This is a genomic window from Chitinophaga sp. CC14, assembly GCF_048957795.1.
GTDB lineage: Bacteria > Bacteroidota > Bacteroidia > Chitinophagales > Chitinophagaceae > Chitinophaga > Chitinophaga ginsengisegetis.
Genome location: NZ_JARBFY010000001.1, coordinates 698,858 through 718,141, shown reverse-complemented (window position 1 = coordinate 718,141; position 19,284 = coordinate 698,858). Strand labels below are relative to the sequence as shown.

15 protein-coding genes and 1 tRNA gene are annotated in these 19,284 nt (G+C 44.5%); 8 read left to right on the top strand and 8 right to left on the bottom strand.

The features are described from left to right. Positions 1-8 precede the first annotated feature (8 nt). Positions 9-419: a DsrE family protein gene (locus tag PV783_RS03080; protein ID WP_227024449.1), complete on the top strand. Its 411-nt coding sequence runs from the start codon at positions 9-11 to the stop codon at positions 417-419. A 669-nt stretch (positions 420-1,088) separates the two neighbouring features. Here PV783_RS03080 and PV783_RS03075 read toward each other — a convergent pair. The 4 genes from PV783_RS03075 to recQ all read right to left on the bottom strand — a co-directional run bounded on the left by PV783_RS03075 (position 1,089) and on the right by recQ (position 5,476). Next, positions 1,089-2,063: a hypothetical protein gene (locus tag PV783_RS03075; RefSeq protein WP_420987070.1), complete on the bottom strand. Its 975-nt coding sequence runs from the start codon at positions 2,061-2,063 to the stop codon at positions 1,089-1,091. A gap of 257 nt (positions 2,064-2,320) precedes the next feature. Beyond that, positions 2,321-2,393: transfer RNA gene (locus PV783_RS03070), tRNA-Phe, on the bottom strand. A gap of 83 nt (positions 2,394-2,476) precedes the next feature. Further along, entirely contained in the window at positions 2,477-3,244 is a 768-nt protein-coding gene (locus tag PV783_RS03065) for a DUF3050 domain-containing protein (protein WP_420987069.1), read from the bottom strand. Positions 3,245-3,274: 30 nt separating this feature from the next. Next, positions 3,275-5,476: a DNA helicase RecQ gene (gene recQ / locus PV783_RS03060; protein ID WP_079471469.1), complete on the bottom strand. Its 2,202-nt coding sequence runs from the start codon at positions 5,474-5,476 to the stop codon at positions 3,275-3,277. A gap of 156 nt (positions 5,477-5,632) precedes the next feature. On the opposite strand from recQ, the gene PV783_RS03055 reads away from it, so the two are divergent. From PV783_RS03055 to PV783_RS03045, 3 genes are all read left to right on the top strand, one after another. Beyond that, positions 5,633-6,607, top strand: a complete 975-nt coding sequence (locus tag PV783_RS03055; RefSeq protein ID WP_079471468.1) for a KpsF/GutQ family sugar-phosphate isomerase — start codon at positions 5,633-5,635, stop codon at positions 6,605-6,607. A 2-nt stretch (positions 6,608-6,609) separates the two neighbouring features. Next, positions 6,610-7,701: a mannose-1-phosphate guanylyltransferase gene (locus tag PV783_RS03050; protein ID WP_079471467.1), complete on the top strand. Its 1,092-nt coding sequence runs from the start codon at positions 6,610-6,612 to the stop codon at positions 7,699-7,701. A gap of 99 nt (positions 7,702-7,800) precedes the next feature. Then, positions 7,801-8,937: a methionine aminotransferase gene (locus PV783_RS03045; RefSeq protein ID WP_420987067.1), complete on the top strand. Its 1,137-nt coding sequence runs from the start codon at positions 7,801-7,803 to the stop codon at positions 8,935-8,937. 124 nt (positions 8,938-9,061) lie between these two features. Here the strand turns inward: PV783_RS03045 and PV783_RS03040 are convergent, their stop codons facing one another. The 3 genes from PV783_RS03040 to PV783_RS03030 form a co-directional block, all read right to left on the bottom strand. Beyond that, the gene (locus PV783_RS03040) at positions 9,062-9,739 is read right to left on the bottom strand and encodes a carbonic anhydrase family protein (protein ID WP_079471465.1); all 678 of its coding nucleotides are present in this window, start codon (positions 9,737-9,739) and stop codon (positions 9,062-9,064) included. A gap of 83 nt (positions 9,740-9,822) precedes the next feature. Then, the gene (locus tag PV783_RS03035) at positions 9,823-11,472 is read right to left on the bottom strand and encodes a SulP family inorganic anion transporter (protein ID WP_420987066.1); all 1,650 of its coding nucleotides are present in this window, start codon (positions 11,470-11,472) and stop codon (positions 9,823-9,825) included. Positions 11,473-11,680: 208 nt separating this feature from the next. After that, entirely contained in the window at positions 11,681-11,974 is a 294-nt protein-coding gene (locus PV783_RS03030; protein ID WP_133256129.1) for a hypothetical protein, read from the bottom strand. Between the two features lie 383 nt (positions 11,975-12,357). On the opposite strand from PV783_RS03030, the gene PV783_RS03025 reads away from it, so the two are divergent. The 4 genes from PV783_RS03025 to PV783_RS03010 all read left to right on the top strand — a co-directional run bounded on the left by PV783_RS03025 (position 12,358) and on the right by PV783_RS03010 (position 17,776). Further along, entirely contained in the window at positions 12,358-12,696 is a 339-nt protein-coding gene (locus PV783_RS03025; RefSeq protein WP_079471462.1) for a PadR family transcriptional regulator, read from the top strand. Between the two features lie 35 nt (positions 12,697-12,731). Further along, the gene (locus PV783_RS03020; RefSeq protein WP_363432335.1) at positions 12,732-14,489 is read left to right on the top strand and encodes a PspC domain-containing protein; all 1,758 of its coding nucleotides are present in this window, start codon (positions 12,732-12,734) and stop codon (positions 14,487-14,489) included. A gap of 177 nt (positions 14,490-14,666) precedes the next feature. Next, a complete protein-coding gene (feoB, locus tag PV783_RS03015; protein ID WP_079471460.1) occupies positions 14,667-16,799 on the top strand; it encodes a ferrous iron transport protein B in 2,133 nt (710 codons plus the stop codon). A gap of 44 nt (positions 16,800-16,843) precedes the next feature. Next, positions 16,844-17,776, top strand: coding sequence for a M28 family peptidase (locus PV783_RS03010; RefSeq protein WP_420987065.1), 933 nt, complete (start codon positions 16,844-16,846; stop codon positions 17,774-17,776). A gap of 43 nt (positions 17,777-17,819) precedes the next feature. Here the strand turns inward: PV783_RS03010 and PV783_RS03005 are convergent, their stop codons facing one another. Further along, positions 17,820-19,262, bottom strand: coding sequence for a S41 family peptidase (locus tag PV783_RS03005; protein WP_420987064.1), 1,443 nt, complete (start codon positions 19,260-19,262; stop codon positions 17,820-17,822). Positions 19,263-19,284 lie beyond the last annotated feature (22 nt).

The window sequence follows — 19,284 nt, the reverse complement described above, 5'->3', positions numbered from 1 at the left end:
ATATGATCATGAAAAAGTTGTTTGTACTTGTTGGATGTTTGCTGGGATATATTGCATCTTATGCCCAGGCTGATTACAAGGTAATATTTGATATTACCAGTAAATCGGTAGAGGATCATAACACGGTGATGCGGCAGGTAAACGGTATCCTGAAAGGTAGTCCGGATGCACAACTGGAGGTGGCCGTTTACGGCGATGCATTGGATATGGTGTTAAAAGATAAATCAAAAATAACACCAGCCCTCACAGAGTTGCTGAACAATAAAAAAGTGAGCGTAAAAGTATGTGGCGCTACCATGAAGCGGAATAATAAAAATGCCAGTGAATTGATCCCGGGAGTTGAAGTAGTACCGGATGCTATTTATGAAATAATCACTAAACAGAGAGAAGGGTGGGGGTATATTAAAGTGGCGCATTAATAAAACAAGATACGCCTGTGGAGGTCAGAGCTCCTGGGCATAGTAAATGCTATGACCCGGTTGGATCGGCACTTCCGGGCATAAAAAAAGGTCATCGTTAGATGACCTTTTTTTATTGTGGAAAGGAGCGGGGAGATGGTGAAGTATTTCATCGATGATTTCATCAAATTGTATAAATGTCTGAGTCGGAATGCTAGTTGGGCTCTTCAGGCGTAATCTTTAATTTATCATAGATTACAGTTGCAGATTTTTTCATTGCGAGCGAGTCATTTCATCAAGAAAATTAGTGAAACATACCTGACCATCTAAATAATTATTTTTCATATAAACACGTGTTTTTAACCATATTTCATGAAGGGTAATCAATTTTCATAAATTGGGGATAGCTATATTTCATGAAATAAGATGGTAATCAACAGTTTTTCACAGACAATAACGGTTTTTCAGGAGAGGACTTCGCTGGAAAAAAGTTATTTAGTTGGATATGGAGTTATATTGAAGGCCTGTAATTTAAAGGTTCCACTTCTCGGTATCCTGGCGCTTATCGGCTGGAATTGTTCAAAACATTAGGGGAAAGAGGAAGTATCATTAGAGCGTTTCTAGACAAGGAGAATAAGAAAAGGACGATAAAATTTTATTTATCGTCCTTTTCTTAATGCTATTATGGTTCTAAAAGGTCTGTACTGTACTGTCTGCATTCCATCTCCCGTCAATGCCGACAGAGAGACCAGAAGTATCTGTTGTTATTCCATCGAAAAGATTTCCAGTAAGAATAGTTCTCTTGTTAGCGGTTATTGATATATCGTAAATGTCCTTTTGTGCGAGTACAGTGCCATCCATTTTGTTACTGGTAAGTTGCATGGTCATTTTTGTCGTATTAGGTAATACTAATACATAAAATTCTGAAGTGAAATTGGTACTTCCTCTGAGAGAATCCGGGATATTGTATACCAGGGGATAATAGATAAATTGTCCCCGTACAGCATAATAGTAACCTCCTGAAGATAAACTTATTCCAGAGAACACATCATTCATGTCCGGTACAGAACTCGACGGAAAGGCGGAGAGTTTTATTGAAATACTCTTGGTGTCAAAAGGAATACGATCTTTAATAATCAGCTTTACTTTAGCGACCACCCGACTGAGAACAACTACCTGATTGATGGACCCATTTACACCTATTTGCATGAATTTGTAGAACGCATCGGTTCCTGGAAGTGTCAGATTAATGAGAGATGGACCAGCCTCAGGAGGATTACTGTAACTCAGCGGAACAGAATCTTTGGTACCCACTACAGATATTCTGTAATCCCCTGCTGGAAGAGAGTCTTTAAATACACCAAAATCCGGATTAGAGGAGTTCTGGGAGACTTGCTTTACAAATGTGCTATTGGAGGTATATATGACCATTACAAGGTGATCAATATATTTCTTCAGTGAATCTCCTGGTTGTTTCTGATTTTGGCCTGAAGAAGAGTTTCTGGCATCAATGTCTCCTATAGATTGAATAAAGTCATTTACTTTAAATGTAACTGCAAACTTTTCGTGTGGATTTGGAGTGGAGGGCTTATCTTCTGATTTTTTACTACAGAAGGTAACCAATACAGAAAACGCAATGAATATCAATGGATTAATTCTTTTCATAAAATATGTTTGATTTTAGGAAAAATGGTAGTATCGTTCGTAGTGCTTAATGCTGAAAAGGTAAGTAAAAACTATTATCAGTCTATTGATGAATTCAAACAAGAGAATTTGAATATTGTTGTTTAAATAAGCGTCAGCATCTCTATTTTTGATTAGGAGGATAGATAGAATGAGAAGAGAGTTTTATCCAGGATAGGGTATTCGTAGGCAAAAAAAAAACGGAATAATCAGCTTTGATACTGACTATTCCGTTTCTGTGGTGTGAGCCGGGATCGAACCGGCGACACAAGGATTTTCAGTCCTTTGCTCTACCAACTGAGCTACCGCACCATCCGTTTTTTGTTGCCCTCTCTCGTGAGGGGATTGCAAAAGTAATACATTCTTTTGAATTGCAAAATTTTTTTGAGAAAATTTTACGAAATCACTTTTTCACTGAGAATACTGCTCCAAAGTTCATGCCGCCAATGCAGCGACTGACGGGCATATTCAGCAGCTTCGTCCCATTTATTTTTGTCCATGCCACATAATTCATTGACCATTTGCATGGCCAGTTGACTATGGTGATCACCGTCTACTTCTATGTGTCTTTCCAGGTAATAAATGAAGGTATCCAGCTTGCCCGGAAACTTCTGATCGAGGTCTTTTACCAGTGCGAGGAACATGTCAGGAATCAGGTCTTCCCTGCCGAAGGTAAATACGGCCGCCATAATATGTGCCTTCCCGGTAGCAATCACCTCAAATGTGAAGCTAAGAAAGCCTTTTACGGCCTCAGGAAGGGCTGCTGTAGCCAGAATGCTTTGAATGGACTTTCCGGCTTTTATATCGGCTATAATCGCTTCTATGGGGCTGGTGTCGGCACCGGCCTGTTGCATGGCGCGTTCATACAGTTCAAAGTGGCTGCAACGGTTTCCTTCTTTATCCACGTCGCTTTCTTCACCGGTAACAATTTCATTGATCAGATAACGGGTTGCAGCATTGCCCACGGGAACCCAGGGCACGTTTACACAGGTGAGTTGTTGCTGCAGTCCTTTCAGTAAAGACATAAAATCCCATACAGCATATACATGGTACTGCATAAAGGTGCGAACATCATCTAATGTTTGCAATTCAGCGTATAACGGGTGTGTTACTACTTTCTCCCTGGTGGAGGCGATGGTTTCCTGTATTTGTTTGATACTCATTCGTTGTAAATATTGTACTGGCAGCCGGCATTAATTGCCGTATACTACCAGGAATTTTATACGCATCAGCTTCAGTTGCTCCAGCGAATAATCATTTTCAATCAGTTCTTCCCTGGCAAGGGCAAGACTGGACGTTTCGCAGCCTTTGAAATACTCCATGATTTCATCCTGTGCATAGTCATCCAGCTCTTCATCCAGGCAGTAATCGATATTCAGTTTGGTACCACTGGCTACAATGGTTTCCATTTCATCGAGTAACTGGGAGAGGGAAAGCTCTTTATTTTTTGCGATGGTTTCGAGCGGTATTTTCTTATCGATATTCTGGATAATAAATACTTTCATCCCGCTTTTATTCACCACGCTTTTCATAACAAAATCGTCCGGCTTGGTGATGTTATTTTCCTCTACGTATTTAGTGATTACATCCACAAACTGTTTGCCATAGCGAATTGCTTTGCCTTTGCTCACGCCCTGGATTTTCTCCAGTTCCTGAACGGTGGTAGGGTATTGCGTTGCCATGTCTTCCAAAGAAGTTTCCAGGAAGATAACAAACGGTGGAAGGTTCTTTTCTTTGGATACTTTCTTGCGCAGTTCTTTCAGCATTTCAAACAATGCAGGATCTGCAGATGCCTGTGCTTCTGCTGCAGCCTCTTCTTCTTCATCCAGGGTATCTTCATCAAACTGGTGATTCAGCGCTACCATGATGGAGTATGGCTTTTTGAGGAATTTGGCGCCCTTGTCGGTTACTTTGAGCAGGCCGTATTCTTCAATATCTTTTTCTATGAGCCCTTCCAGCATCATCTGGCGCATCAGGGAGTTCCAGAAGTGCGCATCAAATTCTTTTCCTTCTCCAAACACATCCAGTTTATCGTGGCGGTAGGTGCTGATCTGGGGACTGGTTTTCCCGGTGATGATATTGATCACATATTCACTGCCAAAGCGCTCTTCGAGAGCACGGATGGCCTTCAGCATGATCACTACCCGGTTCTTGACCTCTATTTTTTCTTTCGGGTTGCGGCAGTTGTCGCACTGTCCGCAGTTTTCCGTTTCGTAATGTTCCCCGAAATAGTGCAGGATAACCCTGCGGCGGCATACGGCGCTTTCAGCATATGCCACGGTTTCGTTAATGAGCTGTGCGCCCATTTCACGTTCGCTGAGCGATTTGTCGCGCATAAGGTGTTCCAGTTTCTGCACATCCTTATGGGAATAGTAGCAGATACAATGCCCTTCCAGTCCGTCCCTTCCTGCACGACCGGTTTCCTGGTAGTAGTTTTCGAGACTCTTCGGGATGTTGTAGTGGATCACAAATCGTACGTCGGGTTTGTCGATGCCCATTCCAAATGCAATGGTGGCCACAATTACCTCTGTATCTTCATGAAGGAACATGTCCTGGCGCTGTGCCCTGGTGGTGGGATCCAGGCCGGCGTGATAGGCTACCGCCTTAACGCCGTTGGCTACCAGCATGTCTGCCAGTTCTTCGGTGGTTTTACGGTTCAGCGTGTAAATAATACCGCTTTTGCCTTTATGCTGATGAATGAATTTAACAATATCCTTGATGGTTTGTTCCTTTTTGCGTTTTGGCCTGATTTCATAATACAGGTTTGGGCGGTTAAAGGAAGAAATAAAGATATTGGCCTTATTCAGACACAGGTTCTTTACGATATCGCTCTGTACTTTGGGGGTAGCAGTAGCGGTCAGGGCAATAATGGGCAGGTTATCACTGATCTGGTCGATCATTTCCTTCAGGCGGCGGTATTCCGGCCTGAAGTCATGTCCCCATTCAGAAATACAGTGCGCTTCATCTACTGCAATAAAGGAGATCTCCAGTTCCTTGAAGAAATCCAGGTTTTCCTGTTTGGTGAGCGTTTCCGGAGCTACGTAGAGCAGCTTGGTTTTTCCCGCCGTCAGGTCGGCCCGCACTTTCTTGATCTGCGCCTTGGACAAGGTGGAGTTTAGAAAGTGTGCCACATTGTCCTTACTGCTGTAGCCTCGTACCAGGTCTACCTGGTTTTTCATCAGCGCAATAAGGGGTGAAACGATCAGCGCACAACCCGGTCGCATCAGCGCCGGTAGTTGATAGCATAATGATTTACCTCCGCCGGTTGGCATTATCACAAAAGTATCTTTGCCTGAGAGGATGCTATTTATAATTTTTTCCTGATTTCCCTTAAAGGAATCGAACCCGAAGTGTTCGCGTAATGCATCCATCAAACGTTCCTTAACAACAGCCATTGCATTCAAATTTTAACTCTAAAGATCCATCAAATGACGAAATATATTTATATGTTTTTTAGGGGACACGAAGTTACTTAAAAAAGCGCGGAGTATCAATATAAATTACTTGACCGCTCCAGTGCTGGTTAAAAAATGATAAATTTGTAAATCGTCATGAAAAGGAATCAAACTATCAATATAGGACAGGTAGCCAGGCGCACAATTGCGATGGAGGCATCAGCTATTAATGATTTGCAGCATTTTATAGATGCAGATTTTGAAAAAGTTGTTGAAAGGATCGCTCAATGCCAGGGGAGACTGGTGGTAACCGGCATTGGTAAAAGCGCCATTATTGCCCAGAAAATAGTGGCGACATTTAATTCTACCGGTACGCCTGCCCTTTTCATGCATGCGGCAGATGCCATCCACGGGGATCTGGGGATGATCAGAGAGGAAGATGTAGTGATGTGCATCTCTAAAAGCGGCACTTCCGCCGAAATAAAGGTACTTGTTCCCCTGGTGAAGAATTTTGGCAACACTTTAATTGCGATGGTGGGGAATACCAGCTCGTTTTTAGCCCAGGAAGCCGATTTTGTACTCAATACCACCGTTAGTAAGGAAGCCTGCCCTAATAACCTCGCACCCACTACCAGCACCACTGCCCAGCTGGTGATGGGAGACGCACTGGCCGTTTGTCTCATAGAATGGCACGGATTTACTGCAGCAGACTTTGCAAAGTTCCATCCCGGAGGCGCTTTAGGAAAGAAATTGTACCTTAAGGTCGGGGATCTCAGCAAACAGCATAAAGCCCCGCAGGTATTATCAAACAGCTCATTAAGAGAGGTGATTGTGGAAATTTCATCTAAAATGCTGGGCGTTACTGCCGTAGTGGATGAAAATGGATTACTTCAGGGTATCATTACAGATGGTGACCTGCGCAGAATGCTGGAGAAAGATGTTCCTACAGCAGCTGTAACGGCAAAAGATATAATGTCGCTTCACCCGAAATTGATCCAGCAGGATCAACTGGCCATCAACGCTTTAGAGATGATGCGCCAGCATGATATTACCCAACTGCTGGTAATGGACGGTGAACGGTATCAAGGTATTATTCACTTACATGATTTAATCAGAGAAGGAATTATTTAGAAATGACACAGCTGAACAGCCATTTTTATGTGGCAATAATGGCAGGGGGGATAGGCAGCCGGTTCTGGCCCCACAGCCGCACAGACAATCCCAAGCAGTTCCTGGATATCCTGAACACGGGAAAAACCCTGCTCCAATGGACTTATGAACGCTTCGCGCAGTTCATCCCAAAGGAAAATATATTCGTGGTAACCCACCACCAATATACCAGCAAGGTGAGTGATCAGTTACCTGAACTGCCCACAGCCAATATTGTGAGCGAACCATCCCGTAAAAATACAGCTCCCTGTGTTGCCTATATTTCCCACAAAATCCATAAACAGGACCCGCTGGCCAACATTATCTGTGCGCCGGCAGATCACCTTATCATGGATGGACCGGCGTTTACCAATGCCTGTTTAAATGCGTTGCTGTTTGTACAGAAAAACAGCGCCCTGGTTACCCTGGGGATCAAACCTACCCGGCCCGACACCGGTTACGGCTATATCCAGTTTGAACCACAGCACGTGGCAGATAATGTATACCAGGTAAAAACGTTTACAGAAAAGCCTAACCTGGAACTGGCCAAAACGTTCCTGCAAAGCGGCGATTTCCTCTGGAACGCCGGCATCTTTGTATGGAATGTAAAAACTATCCTGGCAGCTTTTAAACAATATCTTCCGGAGATAGATGAACTCTTTGAACAAGCCACTCCCGCACTCAATACCCCACAGGAAAAAGAGGTCATGGAGAAAGTGTACCCGCAGTGCACCAACATCTCTATTGATTACGGTATTATGGAAAAGGCCAGCAATGTGTATGTGATCCCGTCCAATTTTGGATGGAGTGACCTGGGCACCTGGGCTTCCGCCTATGAAAACCTGGAAAAAGATTACCTCGGCAATGCGGTACAGGGCAAAAACGTAGTAGTGATCGATGCTACCAAATGCATGGTGAAAGTGCCCAACGAAAAGCTGGTACTCCTGCAGGGACTGGATGAGTTTATCGTAATAGATACAAACGATGTGCTGCTCATCTGCAAAAAAGAAAATGAACAACAGATCAAGGAATATGTAGGAGAAATCAAGCGCAACAAAGGCGAGAAGTTCCTGTAAATATTTTTGTGATTTTTGATATTGAAATTCAGATATTTAGTGGCTGAAAAGATTTTCTTACCAGCAGATGTCTGAATTTCAATATCTAAAAATCCGGCGATGATCTCAAAACTGCCCAATGTAGGCACTACTATATTTACCGTCATGTCTGCCCTGGCAGCCTCCCACCAGGCAATTAACCTCTCCCAGGGATTTCCCGATTACGACTGCAGCGACGAACTGAAAGCAATGGTAAATGAAGCCATGCAACAGGGGCATAACCAGTATGCTCCCATGCCGGGACTCCCGCAGCTACGCAATGCCATTGCCGCAAAAATCAGTAGTCTTTACCACCAGCAGGTACATCCTGATACAGAGATTACCATTACGCCCGGAGGCACTTATGCTATTTTTACCGCTATTGCAACGTGTATACATCCGGGTGATGAAGTGATTATTTTTGAACCGGCATACGACAGCTATATCCCAAATGTATTGGTAAACGGGGGAATACCAGTATTGATTTCCCTATCGTTTCCTGGCTACCGCATTAACTGGGACGAAGTGAGAAGTAAAATCACATCCCGCACCAGGATGATTATGTTGAATACCCCGCATAATCCCACGGGAAGCATCTTACAGGAAAATGATATGCAGGAACTGGAAAAACTGGTGGACGAGTTTAACCTGATTGTGTTGTCGGATGAAGTATATGAGCACCTGATTTTCGATGGCGCGCAGCACCACAGCGTATTGCGGTATCCTGCTATTTTCAGGAACAGCTTTGTTACCTTTTCTTTTGGAAAAGTATTTCATAATACCGGTTGGAAAATGGGTTATTGTGTAGCGCCCGAACACCTGATGAAGGAGTACCGGAAGGTGCATCAATACCTTTGCTTTTCGGTAAATACGCCTATGCAGTACGGACTGGCCAAATTCCTGGAAACACCGTCCCATTACCTGGAGCTGCCCGCATTTTACCAGCAGAAAAGAGATTATTTCCTTGAGTTAATGAAGGACACCCGGTTTACCCCGTTGGCCAGCCAGGGAAGTTATTTCCAGCTGATGAAATACGACCGGATATCGGATGAAGGAGACAAGGATTTTGCAATCCGTATGACCAAAGAGTTTGGGGTGGCGGTTATCCCGGTATCAGCTTTTTACCAGGATGGAAAAGATGATCATGTGATCCGTTTTTGCTTTGCCAAAAGGCAGGCTACATTAGAACAGGCCGCGGCGCGATTGCAACAGATATAAAAAAAGGAGGCTACTGATAACAGTTTGATCAATGCCTTTAAATAATTGATCAAACGTGTCGTCAGAGCCTCCCTCTTTTTTATGAAAAAGCAAATTTATTCTCTTCTATAAAAAGCAGGACGGATTAAACAGCTACAGCTGTTGCTCCTTCCGGTCTGTTATTTTCCAGGATCAGGGTATGCTCCATAAAGCTCACGATCCCTGTTTCTACGTCGTAAATAGCACCGATAATACCCACTTCTCCTTTCTGGATCATTTCACGAAGAATATTGCTTTGTTCCATAATGGCCTGAACAGAGCGTTGTACATGGATAGCATTTACAGCTTCCACAAATTCGCCGTTATGAGAATTACGATCCTGTTTAACAGTTTTCTCTGCAAATACAGCCGGGGCTATTTTATTTAACAGCCCGGTAAGATTCCCCATTTCAACTGAGTCGCAGGCGCCCTTAATAGCGCCGCATTTGGTGTGACCCAATACTACGATGAATTTGGAACCCGCTATTTTGCAGGCATATTCGAGGCTGCCCAGTACGTTATCAGAAATAACGGCGCCGGCTAAACGGATACTGAAAATATCGCCCAATCCCTGATCAAAGATCAGTTCTGCAGAGGTGCGGGAGTCCATGCAGCTAACGATGGCAGCCATCGGCCACTGTCCGTCGGATGTATCGTTCACCATTTGCAGCAGGTTACGGTTCAGGCGGAGGTTGTCCACAAACCGGGTGTTACCGGCCTGTAGCAGTTCCAGCGCTTTTTTAGGAGATATATTGGCTTGAGATATTTTATTCAGTGTCTTCATTATTGTCATTTTTTGAGATTGAAAAATGAACGGATATTAAGCATGGTATTCCGTTCCGTTTTTTATTAAAGGCATAGATGCCTTTAATTTAACTGCAGTTCTTTCAGCAACTCTTTATGGTTACCGGAAGAAATAGTGTGTACCTGCGGAGAGTTCAGTCTTGACTGCTCTTCAACAGAAAGGTCTGGCGTGTTTTGAATGTTGTACACGGTTTTAAACCCCGTCAGGATTACTTTGATATTTTTTTGCGGCGCTTTGATGTCTTTGAATTCGCGGATAGTCTGCAATACATCAAAATCGATGTAGGCAGTTTTGTGCGCATCAATCACCAGTGTGATATTTTCCGGCATGTGATCCAGCGTAAGCAGGATGCTGGCTTTGTTCAGGAAAGAAACTTCCTGTGCCAGTTCCAGGCGGATGCTGTCGCCGGTATGGTATTTTTCTTTGCGGAAATAGTAAGAGCTCTTCATATTACCACGTAAAATGGCGAGCACGCTTACTACCATACCCAGCGCGATACCAATCAGCAGATCGGTAAACACGATGGCTACTACGGTTACAACGAAAGGCACCCATTGGTACTTACCGTTTTTGAACATTTCCTTAAAAATGGAAATTTTGCACAATTTGTAACCGGTTACCAGCAATACTGCCGCCAGGGTAGCCAGCGGAATTTTATTTAACAAAACCGGGATCAGTGCTGTACAAACCAGTAATAACGCACCATGCGTCATAGTTGCCAGCTTGGTTTTACCACCGGCATTGATGTTAGCGCTGGAACGCACGATTACAGACGTGATTGGCAAACCGCCAATTAAGCCACTGACCATGTTACCAATACCCTGTGCTTTCAATTCCCGGTTAGGAGAGGTGTAGCGTTTCAGGGGATCGAGTTTATCGGTGGCTTCCACATTCAGCAGGGTTTCCACGGAAGCTACTATAGCAATAGTAATACCGGTGATCCATACATCCTTGTTAGTGATGGCACTGAAATTCGGGAGCGTGAACTGGTTTATGAAATCACCAAAGCTACCAGCTACAGGTAACGATACCAGGTGATTAGATCCCAGTGCCAGCAACTCACTGCCGGAAAATGCTGTATTCAGCAATATGCCGGTAATTACTGCTACCAGTGGCGCTGGCACTACATTGAGCTTCGGGATCTTGCTCCAGTACAGAATAATGAAAATGGAGATAATGGTGATCAGTGTTGCGCCAAGACTAATGTGATTAATCGTGGAAAGCAAAGCACTGAAAGTATTTTCGCCATCTACCTGAATAAAATTGAAATCACCTTCCGAATCGGCATCATAGCCAAATGCGTGTGGTAATTGTTTCAGGATAATGATGATACCAATAGCGGTAAGCATTCCTGTGATTACGTTGGAAGGGAAGTAGTTGGCTACTGTTCCTGCTTTAATTAATCCCAGGATCAGCTGAATGGCGCCGCCTATTACCACGCTCAGGAGGAATACATCGAACGCACCCAGTTTGGTGATAGCCACCAGTACAACAGCGGTAAGACCCGCTGCAGGGCCGCTTACACTCAGTTGCGAGCCGCTTAAAAAGCCAATCACCAGGCCACCGATGATACCGGAAATCATACCGGCAAACAAAGGAGCCCCGGAGGCCAGGGCTATACCCAGACACAACGGCACCGCAATGAGGAAAACAACAAGGCCGGCTGAAAAATCGCCTTTTATATTAGAGAATAATGATGTCTGCTTGTTCATAAAATTTGCTTTTCCGTTGAGGGATCGCACTTCCGGATAGCAGCCAATGCTGCAACCGTGGAAGCTACAATGATAGAATAGTACTCCCGTTAACGGCTTAAATACGGATATCGCCTTAATGGATACACGTAGCCCGGGCAGTGTTTGAAAAAATCAGTAATAAATAAATAGAAAACACAGCTGTTGTAATTACAACTGCAAAACGAAATTATGCGATGTGCATATTGGGAGGAGGGGCATGTATTTCCTGAGCAGGGTTGCTGGGAATATCTTCCATTAAATGATATTGTAAAATACCAAGAATGAGCAATGGGTTAAACTGAATTTCATCAAACTGTTTACAGAATTTCAGCTCTTTCGCAATCTTTATATGATCGCCACCACAATCAACCGGATGTTCTTCCACAATCTGATTATTAAACAGCAGCTTCCCTACTTCCTTGATTGGAAGCAGTTGTGACACCATCAGTGCCAGGAGGAATATGCCGATTAATTTCTTCATGTGTATAATACGCTTAATGCAAATGTAATAGAGGATAACCATAAATGGTAAATATTCCCAATTAAAAAAATGTTAAAGGACTTTAACATAAAAAGGCCGTGCCGGCTGTAGTTTTCCGTTTATCATGGCTCAAAACCGGTCATCATTATCCTGTCGCATCCGTTATAACTGTTTTTTTCCGGAAGAAGCGCATCTGTATTGGATTTTATAGGCTTTACCGGGTAACGTTCTAAACAAGTTATTTTGCTTTCTATGGTATTGTGTATTGCATAGTAGTAAAAGTTTCCTATTTTTGTATCGTAAAGTTGAAAGAATAGCTATCAAATACTTTAATAACTGATCAGAAACCACCATTAGAAAAAAAACATTAAAGCTCACTTGCCATGAACATTGATAACACACAATCGCAGATGAGGAAGGGAGTGCTGGAGTTTTGCATATTGTCCGTCATTAAGCAAGGAGAAGCTTACCCTTCAGACATCATCGAAAAGATGAAGGAAGCAAAGCTGGATATCCTGGAGGGCACTCTTTATCCTTTATTAACAAGGTTGAAAAATGCGGAATTGCTCACTTACCGTTGGGTTGAAAGCAGCTCAGGTCCCCCACGGAAATATTTTTCCATGACAGATAAAGGGGAAACCTTTTATAAAGAACTGGAAAGCACCTGGAACGAACTGGCTAATGCCGTGCATCAATTAACACAAAACAGTACACCGCTGTAAAGGAAGACTAACCTAAAACCTAAAATCAACTGGTAATGAAAAAGATAATCAACATAAACCTTTCGGGCCGCCTTATCCCCATCGAGGATAGCGCGTATGAGATACTGAACCAGTATCTCGGGAGCTTGAAGAAGTACTTCTCGAAAGAGGAAGGCGGGGATGAAATCGTGTCTGATATTGAAAGCCGCATTGCTGAAATATTCCAGGATAAATTGAAAAAGGGCGCTCATTGTATTACTGATGAAGATGTGATTGCGGTGAAAGCCTCTATGGGTACGCCTGAGCAGTTCGACGATGCCGCCGGCGAAAGCACCCAACAGCAAAAAGAGGACGATCCCTTTGCAGGATATATTCCCCGCCCCCGCAAACGCCTGTACCGCGATCCGGAAAATAAAGTACTGAGTGGCGTATGTAGCGGTTTAGGCGCTTACTTCAACATCGATCCGGTGATCTTCCGTATCATATTCGCCCTGTTGGCGATTGGTGGCTTCGGTACCGGTATCCTTGTATACTTCATCCTCTGGATAGCTACTCCGTCTGCCGACACGGCAGCGGAGAAGCTGGAAATGAGAGGAGAGAAGGTGGATCTGAACACCATCAAATCTACCATCCAGGAGGAATTAAATCATATGAAAGGCCAGGTGAAAAATGTAGGAGATGATATCCGAAATTTTTCTCAGGGCCGCGGCAAGCAGGTAGGTAGCGATATCGAACGCTTTTTTGTGAGCCTGGCAAGTGGATTAGGTAAAGTGTTGGTAGCTGTTACCAAAGGGTTCTTTTACTTCTTCGCTGTAGTGATGCTGATCTGCCTGATAGTGGCAGGAATAGCCATTGCAGCCACTTCCGCGGCCCTTTTTCCCATCAAGGATCTGTTACTCGGCGCCCCGGTGCAAAGCGCATTGTTATGGCCTGCTGTTGGATTGCTGATAGGCATCCCGATTGTTGCACTGGTTATATTCATCATCCGTAAACTCACTGGCGTAAAAGAAGGCAACCGCTATGCAGGTTATACCTTAACCTTCCTCTGGCTACTCGGACTGACTTTCGCCGCCATCATTGCCACATCTTTTGTAAAAGATTTCAGAAGACCGGCAACTGAAACGGAAGCAATAGCTATTCAACAGCCATCGAAAGGTAAGCTGATACTGAAAAGAACACCCGGCATCCTGTCTGAAATCAATGGCGATGACATCAGCTTCTTTGACGATCATTTACTGATCGCAGATGATACCGTGTTGATTAACTACATCCGGATACGGGTTGAAAAAAGCCTGACCGACAGTTTTTCTGTAGATGTATCCCGCTTTTCCAGGGGCCGTACTGTTCAACAGGCAAAAATGCTGGCTCATGATATCGCGTTCCACCTGAATCAACAGGACTCTGTACTGTACCTGCCGGAAGGGTTTTCCCTGCCGCCGCACTCCAAGTACCGCGGCCAGCGTGTTACTGTAACCATTAAAGTACCGGTAGGAAAGAATATTGAAATAGACCGGGAAGTATACCGTAACTATGACTTCAGCCGGTACGACCGGAGTGACGATGGCGACTGGGATAACGATTTCGACAATGACCAGCCCGGACCATTGAACCTGAAAATGACCCCCGATGGTACCGACGACATCAACGAAAAGAAACCAGCTCCGGAAAAGGCGAATACCGACTCTTCCAATGAAGGCTACCGTTACAAGGGACCAGCCGCTGAAAACGCAGTGAAAGCGGTAAAAAAGAACCAGCCCATCGAAGGGGATGTATCTTTCCTGGCTTACTCCCTCATTAACATGTTTCACAGTTAATCTATATAAATAATTAATTTTTAAAAAGATAAAGCGAAAACAAGCCCTTGTTTTCGCTTTATCTTTTCCAGCAGATTACCTTTCTGAGATTTTCCCGATCGGATCATTCGACCGGCCGATTAATGTTTAACTTTGCATCTTCAGCAATTAATATTAATAAATAGGATAAGATAAGGAATGCAGGCACCCATAAACATCGCGCTGGTAGGTAATCCGAATAGTGGTAAAAGTTCCCTTTTTAATGCGCTCACCGGTTTAAACCAGAAGGTGGGTAATTTTCCGGGTGTAACGGTAGATAAAAAAACCGGGATAGCTCAGATAGTATCCGGCGTAACCGCCAATATTATCGACCTGCCGGGAACTTACAGCCTGTACCCGAAAAGCGCCGATGAATATGTTACCTATGACGTGCTGATCAACCAGCAAAATGAAGACTCCCCCCGTCTCGTGATCATTGTGGCGGATGCCTCCAACCTGAAACGCAACTTATTATTCTGTTCCCAGATCATAGATCTCAAAATCCCGGTCATCATTGCCCTCACCATGATGGACATTGCCCGCAGGAAAGGAGTAGAGATAGACCTCGACGGATTGGAAAGAGAACTGGGCGTGCCCGTAGTATCCATCAATCCAAGAAAGAACAAAGGCGTTACGGAAATCAAGAAAGTAATAGACCTGGCGATGCGCTCCCATTACAGCACGCCGCCGAGGGATTTTATTAACAACAACGCACTGGCCAAAGACGTGATTGATGAGGTACGTAAAACAGTACCGGTGAAAAGTGACTATGGCGCTTTACATATAGCCGTTAACGTAGACGACCTTCCTTTTGTAGACAAAGCACAGAAAAAGGTCATCCACAGCTCGCTGGAAAAACACCAGTTTAATAAAACAAAGATCCAGGCCGAAGAGATCATGCAGCGGTACAGCCGGATCAAACATATCATGAAAGCCACCGTAGTGGAAAATGATCCACTGCAGAAGCAATTGCGGTCTGAAAAAATAGACGACCTCCTGCTACACCGCTTCTGGGGATACGTGATTTTACTGGTGGTGATGTTCCTCCTGTTCCAAAGTATTTTCTGGCTGGCCTCTTACCCGATGGATTGGATCGAAGGCGGCTTTGGGGCGCTGAGCGGATGGCTGAGCAGTACCCTGCCCGATAATAAAGTCACCGACTTCTTCATCAACGGAATCGTTGCCGGTATCAGCGGCTTTGCCGTGTTTATCCCCCAGATCATGATCCTGTTTGGGTTGATCACGATACTGGAAGATACCGGCTATATGGCCCGTATCAGTTTTCTGACCGACCGCCTGATGCGGCAGGTTGGATTAAACGGAAAATCTGTGATGCCCTTGATCAGCGGAGTAGCCTGCGCGGTACCTGCTATCATGGCTACCCGTACCATCGAGAATAAAAAAGAACGGCTTATCACCATCATGGTCACGCCTTTAATGAGTTGTTCTGCAAGGTTGCCTATTTATACTATGATGATTGCGCTGATCATCCCCGACAAACGGATCTTTGGCATACTCGGTTTGCAGGGACTGATCATGATGGGGCTTTACCTGTTGGGCTTCTTCATGGCTATCTTTATTGCTGCCATCATGAAACTGTTTGTGCGCATTAAGGAAAAGAGCTACTTCATCATGGAATTGCCGGTTTACCGCTCCCCGCGTTGGGCCAACGTGGGAACCACGATGGTGGAGAAAGCGAAAATATTTGTGAAAGATGCAGGTAAGGTGATTGTGGTAATATCTGTGATCCTTTGGTTCCTGGCCTCTTATGGCCCCGCCAGCAGAATGGAGCCGGTACATGCAAAATATGAACAACTCCTGGCGAAAGTGCCTGCAGAATCGCCCGAAGCTGCGGTGCTCAATAAAGAATTTCAATCTGCCAAATTATCCAACTCCTATGCGGGAGTGCTTGGTCACGCAATTGAGCCAGCCATTCGTCCGCTGGGGTTTGACTGGAAAATAGGTATTGCATTGATCACCTCTTTTGCCGCCCGTGAAGTATTTGTGGGTACTATGGCTACCCTTTATAGTGTGGGAGAAGATCCTGACAATAATAACGCCACCCTCCGGGAAAAACTGTCTTCAGCCACCTGGCCTGATGGGGCGCCGGTATACACGCTGGCTTCCGGGTTGTCCTTAATGATTTTTTATGCATTCGCCATGCAGTGTATGAGTACGATGGCCATTGTAAAACGTGAAACAAAATCTTGGAAATATCCGCTGATACAGCTTGTTTATATGACCGCGCTGGCCTATGTATGCAGTTTGATCATCTTTAATATCTTCAAATAATATCTTGTACATTGCAGGTATAGTTAACCATAAATGCAATGTTTATGAAATGGCTTTGTTACAGCTTTTGCCTGCTTTTTGCGCTGCCTGTGATGGCGCAAACTTCCGTTGATTCAACACAATTGATGAAGGATGTTAAAACGCTATCAGCGGATAAAATGGAAGGCCGGAAAACCGGCTCCCGCGGCAGCCGTATGGCCCAGTTCTATCTCCTCGACCGCTTCAAAAAAATAGGTTTATCCGCTTATCACGATACCTACGAATATCCTTTCTATTTCCAGGAAGGAGATAAAAAAATTATGGGTACTAACCTGTACGGCTATATCCCCGGTAAGCTGAGCACAGTGATTGTTATTTCTGCCCATTATGATCATCTTGGTATTACCTCCAAAGCCAATGGCGCAGACACTGTATACAATGGTGCTGATGACAATGCTTCCGGCATCGGTGGATTACTGGCAATGGCCACTTATTTTAAAAAGCACCCGCCCCGTTATACCCTCATTTTTGCCGCTTTTGATGGAGAAGAAGAAGGTCTGCAGGGCGCTAAAGCCTTTGTAGCACAGCCACCGGTACCGCTTACACAGATCCGGCAGAATATTAACATGGATATGATTGCCCATAACGACAAAAACGAACTGTATGTATGTGGCACTTTCCAGTTTCCGGATCTGAAGAAGTATACAGATGATGTGGCTGCCCGCAGTAGCGTGAAGCTGATCGCCGGCCATGATAAACCGGAAAGCGGTACAGACGACTGGACGAAGCAGAGCGATCAGTATGAGTTTTTTAAACAGAAGATCCCGTTCCTGTACTTTGGCGTGGAAGATCACCCCGATTACCATCGTCTTTCCGATGAATATTCCCGCATTAATCATTCTTTCTATTACAGGGCGGTACAGGCAGTGCTGGAAGTTGTGAAGAAGCTGGACAGCGATATGCCGGAGAACAAATACAGCGGTGCGAAAACAATGTAGAGAAGAAGGCCGGTAGCTTTTTCTGAACTACCGGCCGTAAATATTATTGCCGGATGGTTTGTATCATCCCTTTGAATTTAGTGGATTCCAGCCTGTTGGCGGGTGTTACAGCCAGCCTGTTTCCGTTTAATTTTGCAGTGCGGCCCAGTGAACCGGCATCAACACCCATATCAGTAAGTGCAGCGCGTAACAACGGATCACTAAGGGAGCCCCAGTCGAGAGAAAAGTTATCAGTTACTTTTATATCTGCCGGAAGGCCGCTGAAATAATCGCCTTCGTTAGCGGAGTTTTTTGTCTGGAAGTTTACCGCATACATATCGTATTTACCAAAAGAGATGTTGATAAAACCAACCGGTTTGCCATAAGTGTTACTTCCTACCAGTTTGGTAGTCATCACCGGTTTCAGCACATTGTACAGCAGTTCGCTGGCAGATACGGTGTTACGTGTTCCGAGGAAAGTGACCTTGTTTAAAGCAAGGGCGCCGCTTTTCTGGAACTTCGCTGTTTTATAAGTGGTGGCTTCGCTGTAGAAGATATCTGCCCAGTTTACGCTGGGGTAATAAGGTACGGCCTTCATGTATTTGAAATAGGGGCCGTAATTATTGGTATTCACGTTATTATTGAAATACTGGGAATACATGGTGGTATTGGTTTTGGCTGCAGGTACCAGTATGTTGGCAAGATATTCTGCCGTTTCAATGAGCCCACCGCCGTTATACCGCAGATCGATGATCACCTGCTTTACGCCAGCCTTTGTATAAGCATCGAAAGTTGAGTCGATCTGCGCTTTAACATCAGATAATGCTACAAAGTTATTAAAGACAAAGTAGCCGATTTTATTGCCGTTGAAGTCATATAAATGAGAATAAAGAATAGGGTTTAACTTATAATCTACACGGCTTAAATTATACTGTTGGGTAGTGTTGTCTGGTTTGCGGAAACTCCAGGAGGCGCTGGCGCTGCTGAAGGCAGCATTCAGCATATCATTCGTAGCATCATCATTTCTGAAGCGGGTAACCCCATTTACAGCAGTTAATTCCCAACCTCTTTTGATACCTGCTTTGTCGGCCGGAGAGCCGGGATATGCGTATACCACAAATAAGGTTGAATCTGTTTGATAACCGACTTCAAATCCCATATCGCCCGCAATTCCTTGCTGCAGGGCCCTGGACGTGCCGCCATTATCTACAAAGCTGTACCTGTCGAGGTTATTGCCGGAAGCATCTTTTTTATAAGTTCTCAGTGCATTAAACAACACGATCGGGTTTGCATATTGATTGGGCTTGAACGTTGCAGAGTCGGGTAGCACATCGTTCCAGAGGTAAATATCTTTTGCGATAAAAAAGACGCTGTCGTTGACGGAGCCGCTTACGCCGTTATCTCCCCGGTTTCGTGGAGTGTTACTATCTTTTTTATTACAGGCAGACATCAAAAAAATGAGCGCTAAGCCAGTGAGCAGTGAATGGTAGAAATTATTTGGTTGCATAGATCCTTTTTTATGCTGCATA

Coding starts and splice junctions, on each gene's coding strand:
- PV783_RS03080 (WP_227024449.1), top strand. CDS start 9: ATGAAAAAGTTGTTTGTACTTGTTGGATGTTTGCTGGGATATATTGCA.
- PV783_RS03075 (WP_420987070.1), bottom strand. CDS start 2,063: ATGAAAAGAATTAATCCATTGATATTCATTGCGTTTTCTGTATTGGTT.
- PV783_RS03065 (WP_420987069.1), bottom strand. CDS start 3,244: ATGAGTATCAAACAAATACAGGAAACCATCGCCTCCACCAGGGAGAAA.
- recQ (WP_079471469.1), bottom strand. CDS start 5,476: ATGGCTGTTGTTAAGGAACGTTTGATGGATGCATTACGCGAACACTTC.
- PV783_RS03055 (WP_079471468.1), top strand. CDS start 5,633: ATGAAAAGGAATCAAACTATCAATATAGGACAGGTAGCCAGGCGCACA.
- PV783_RS03050 (WP_079471467.1), top strand. CDS start 6,610: ATGACACAGCTGAACAGCCATTTTTATGTGGCAATAATGGCAGGGGGG.
- PV783_RS03045 (WP_420987067.1), top strand. CDS start 7,801: ATGATCTCAAAACTGCCCAATGTAGGCACTACTATATTTACCGTCATG.
- PV783_RS03040 (WP_079471465.1), bottom strand. CDS start 9,739: ATGAAGACACTGAATAAAATATCTCAAGCCAATATATCTCCTAAAAAA.
- PV783_RS03035 (WP_420987066.1), bottom strand. CDS start 11,472: ATGAACAAGCAGACATCATTATTCTCTAATATAAAAGGCGATTTTTCA.
- PV783_RS03030 (WP_133256129.1), bottom strand. CDS start 11,974: ATGAAGAAATTAATCGGCATATTCCTCCTGGCACTGATGGTGTCACAA.
- PV783_RS03025 (WP_079471462.1), top strand. CDS start 12,358: ATGAACATTGATAACACACAATCGCAGATGAGGAAGGGAGTGCTGGAG.
- PV783_RS03020 (WP_363432335.1), top strand. CDS start 12,732: ATGAAAAAGATAATCAACATAAACCTTTCGGGCCGCCTTATCCCCATC.
- feoB (WP_079471460.1), top strand. CDS start 14,667: ATGCAGGCACCCATAAACATCGCGCTGGTAGGTAATCCGAATAGTGGT.
- PV783_RS03010 (WP_420987065.1), top strand. CDS start 16,844: ATGAAATGGCTTTGTTACAGCTTTTGCCTGCTTTTTGCGCTGCCTGTG.
- PV783_RS03005 (WP_420987064.1), bottom strand. CDS start 19,262: ATGCAACCAAATAATTTCTACCATTCACTGCTCACTGGCTTAGCGCTC.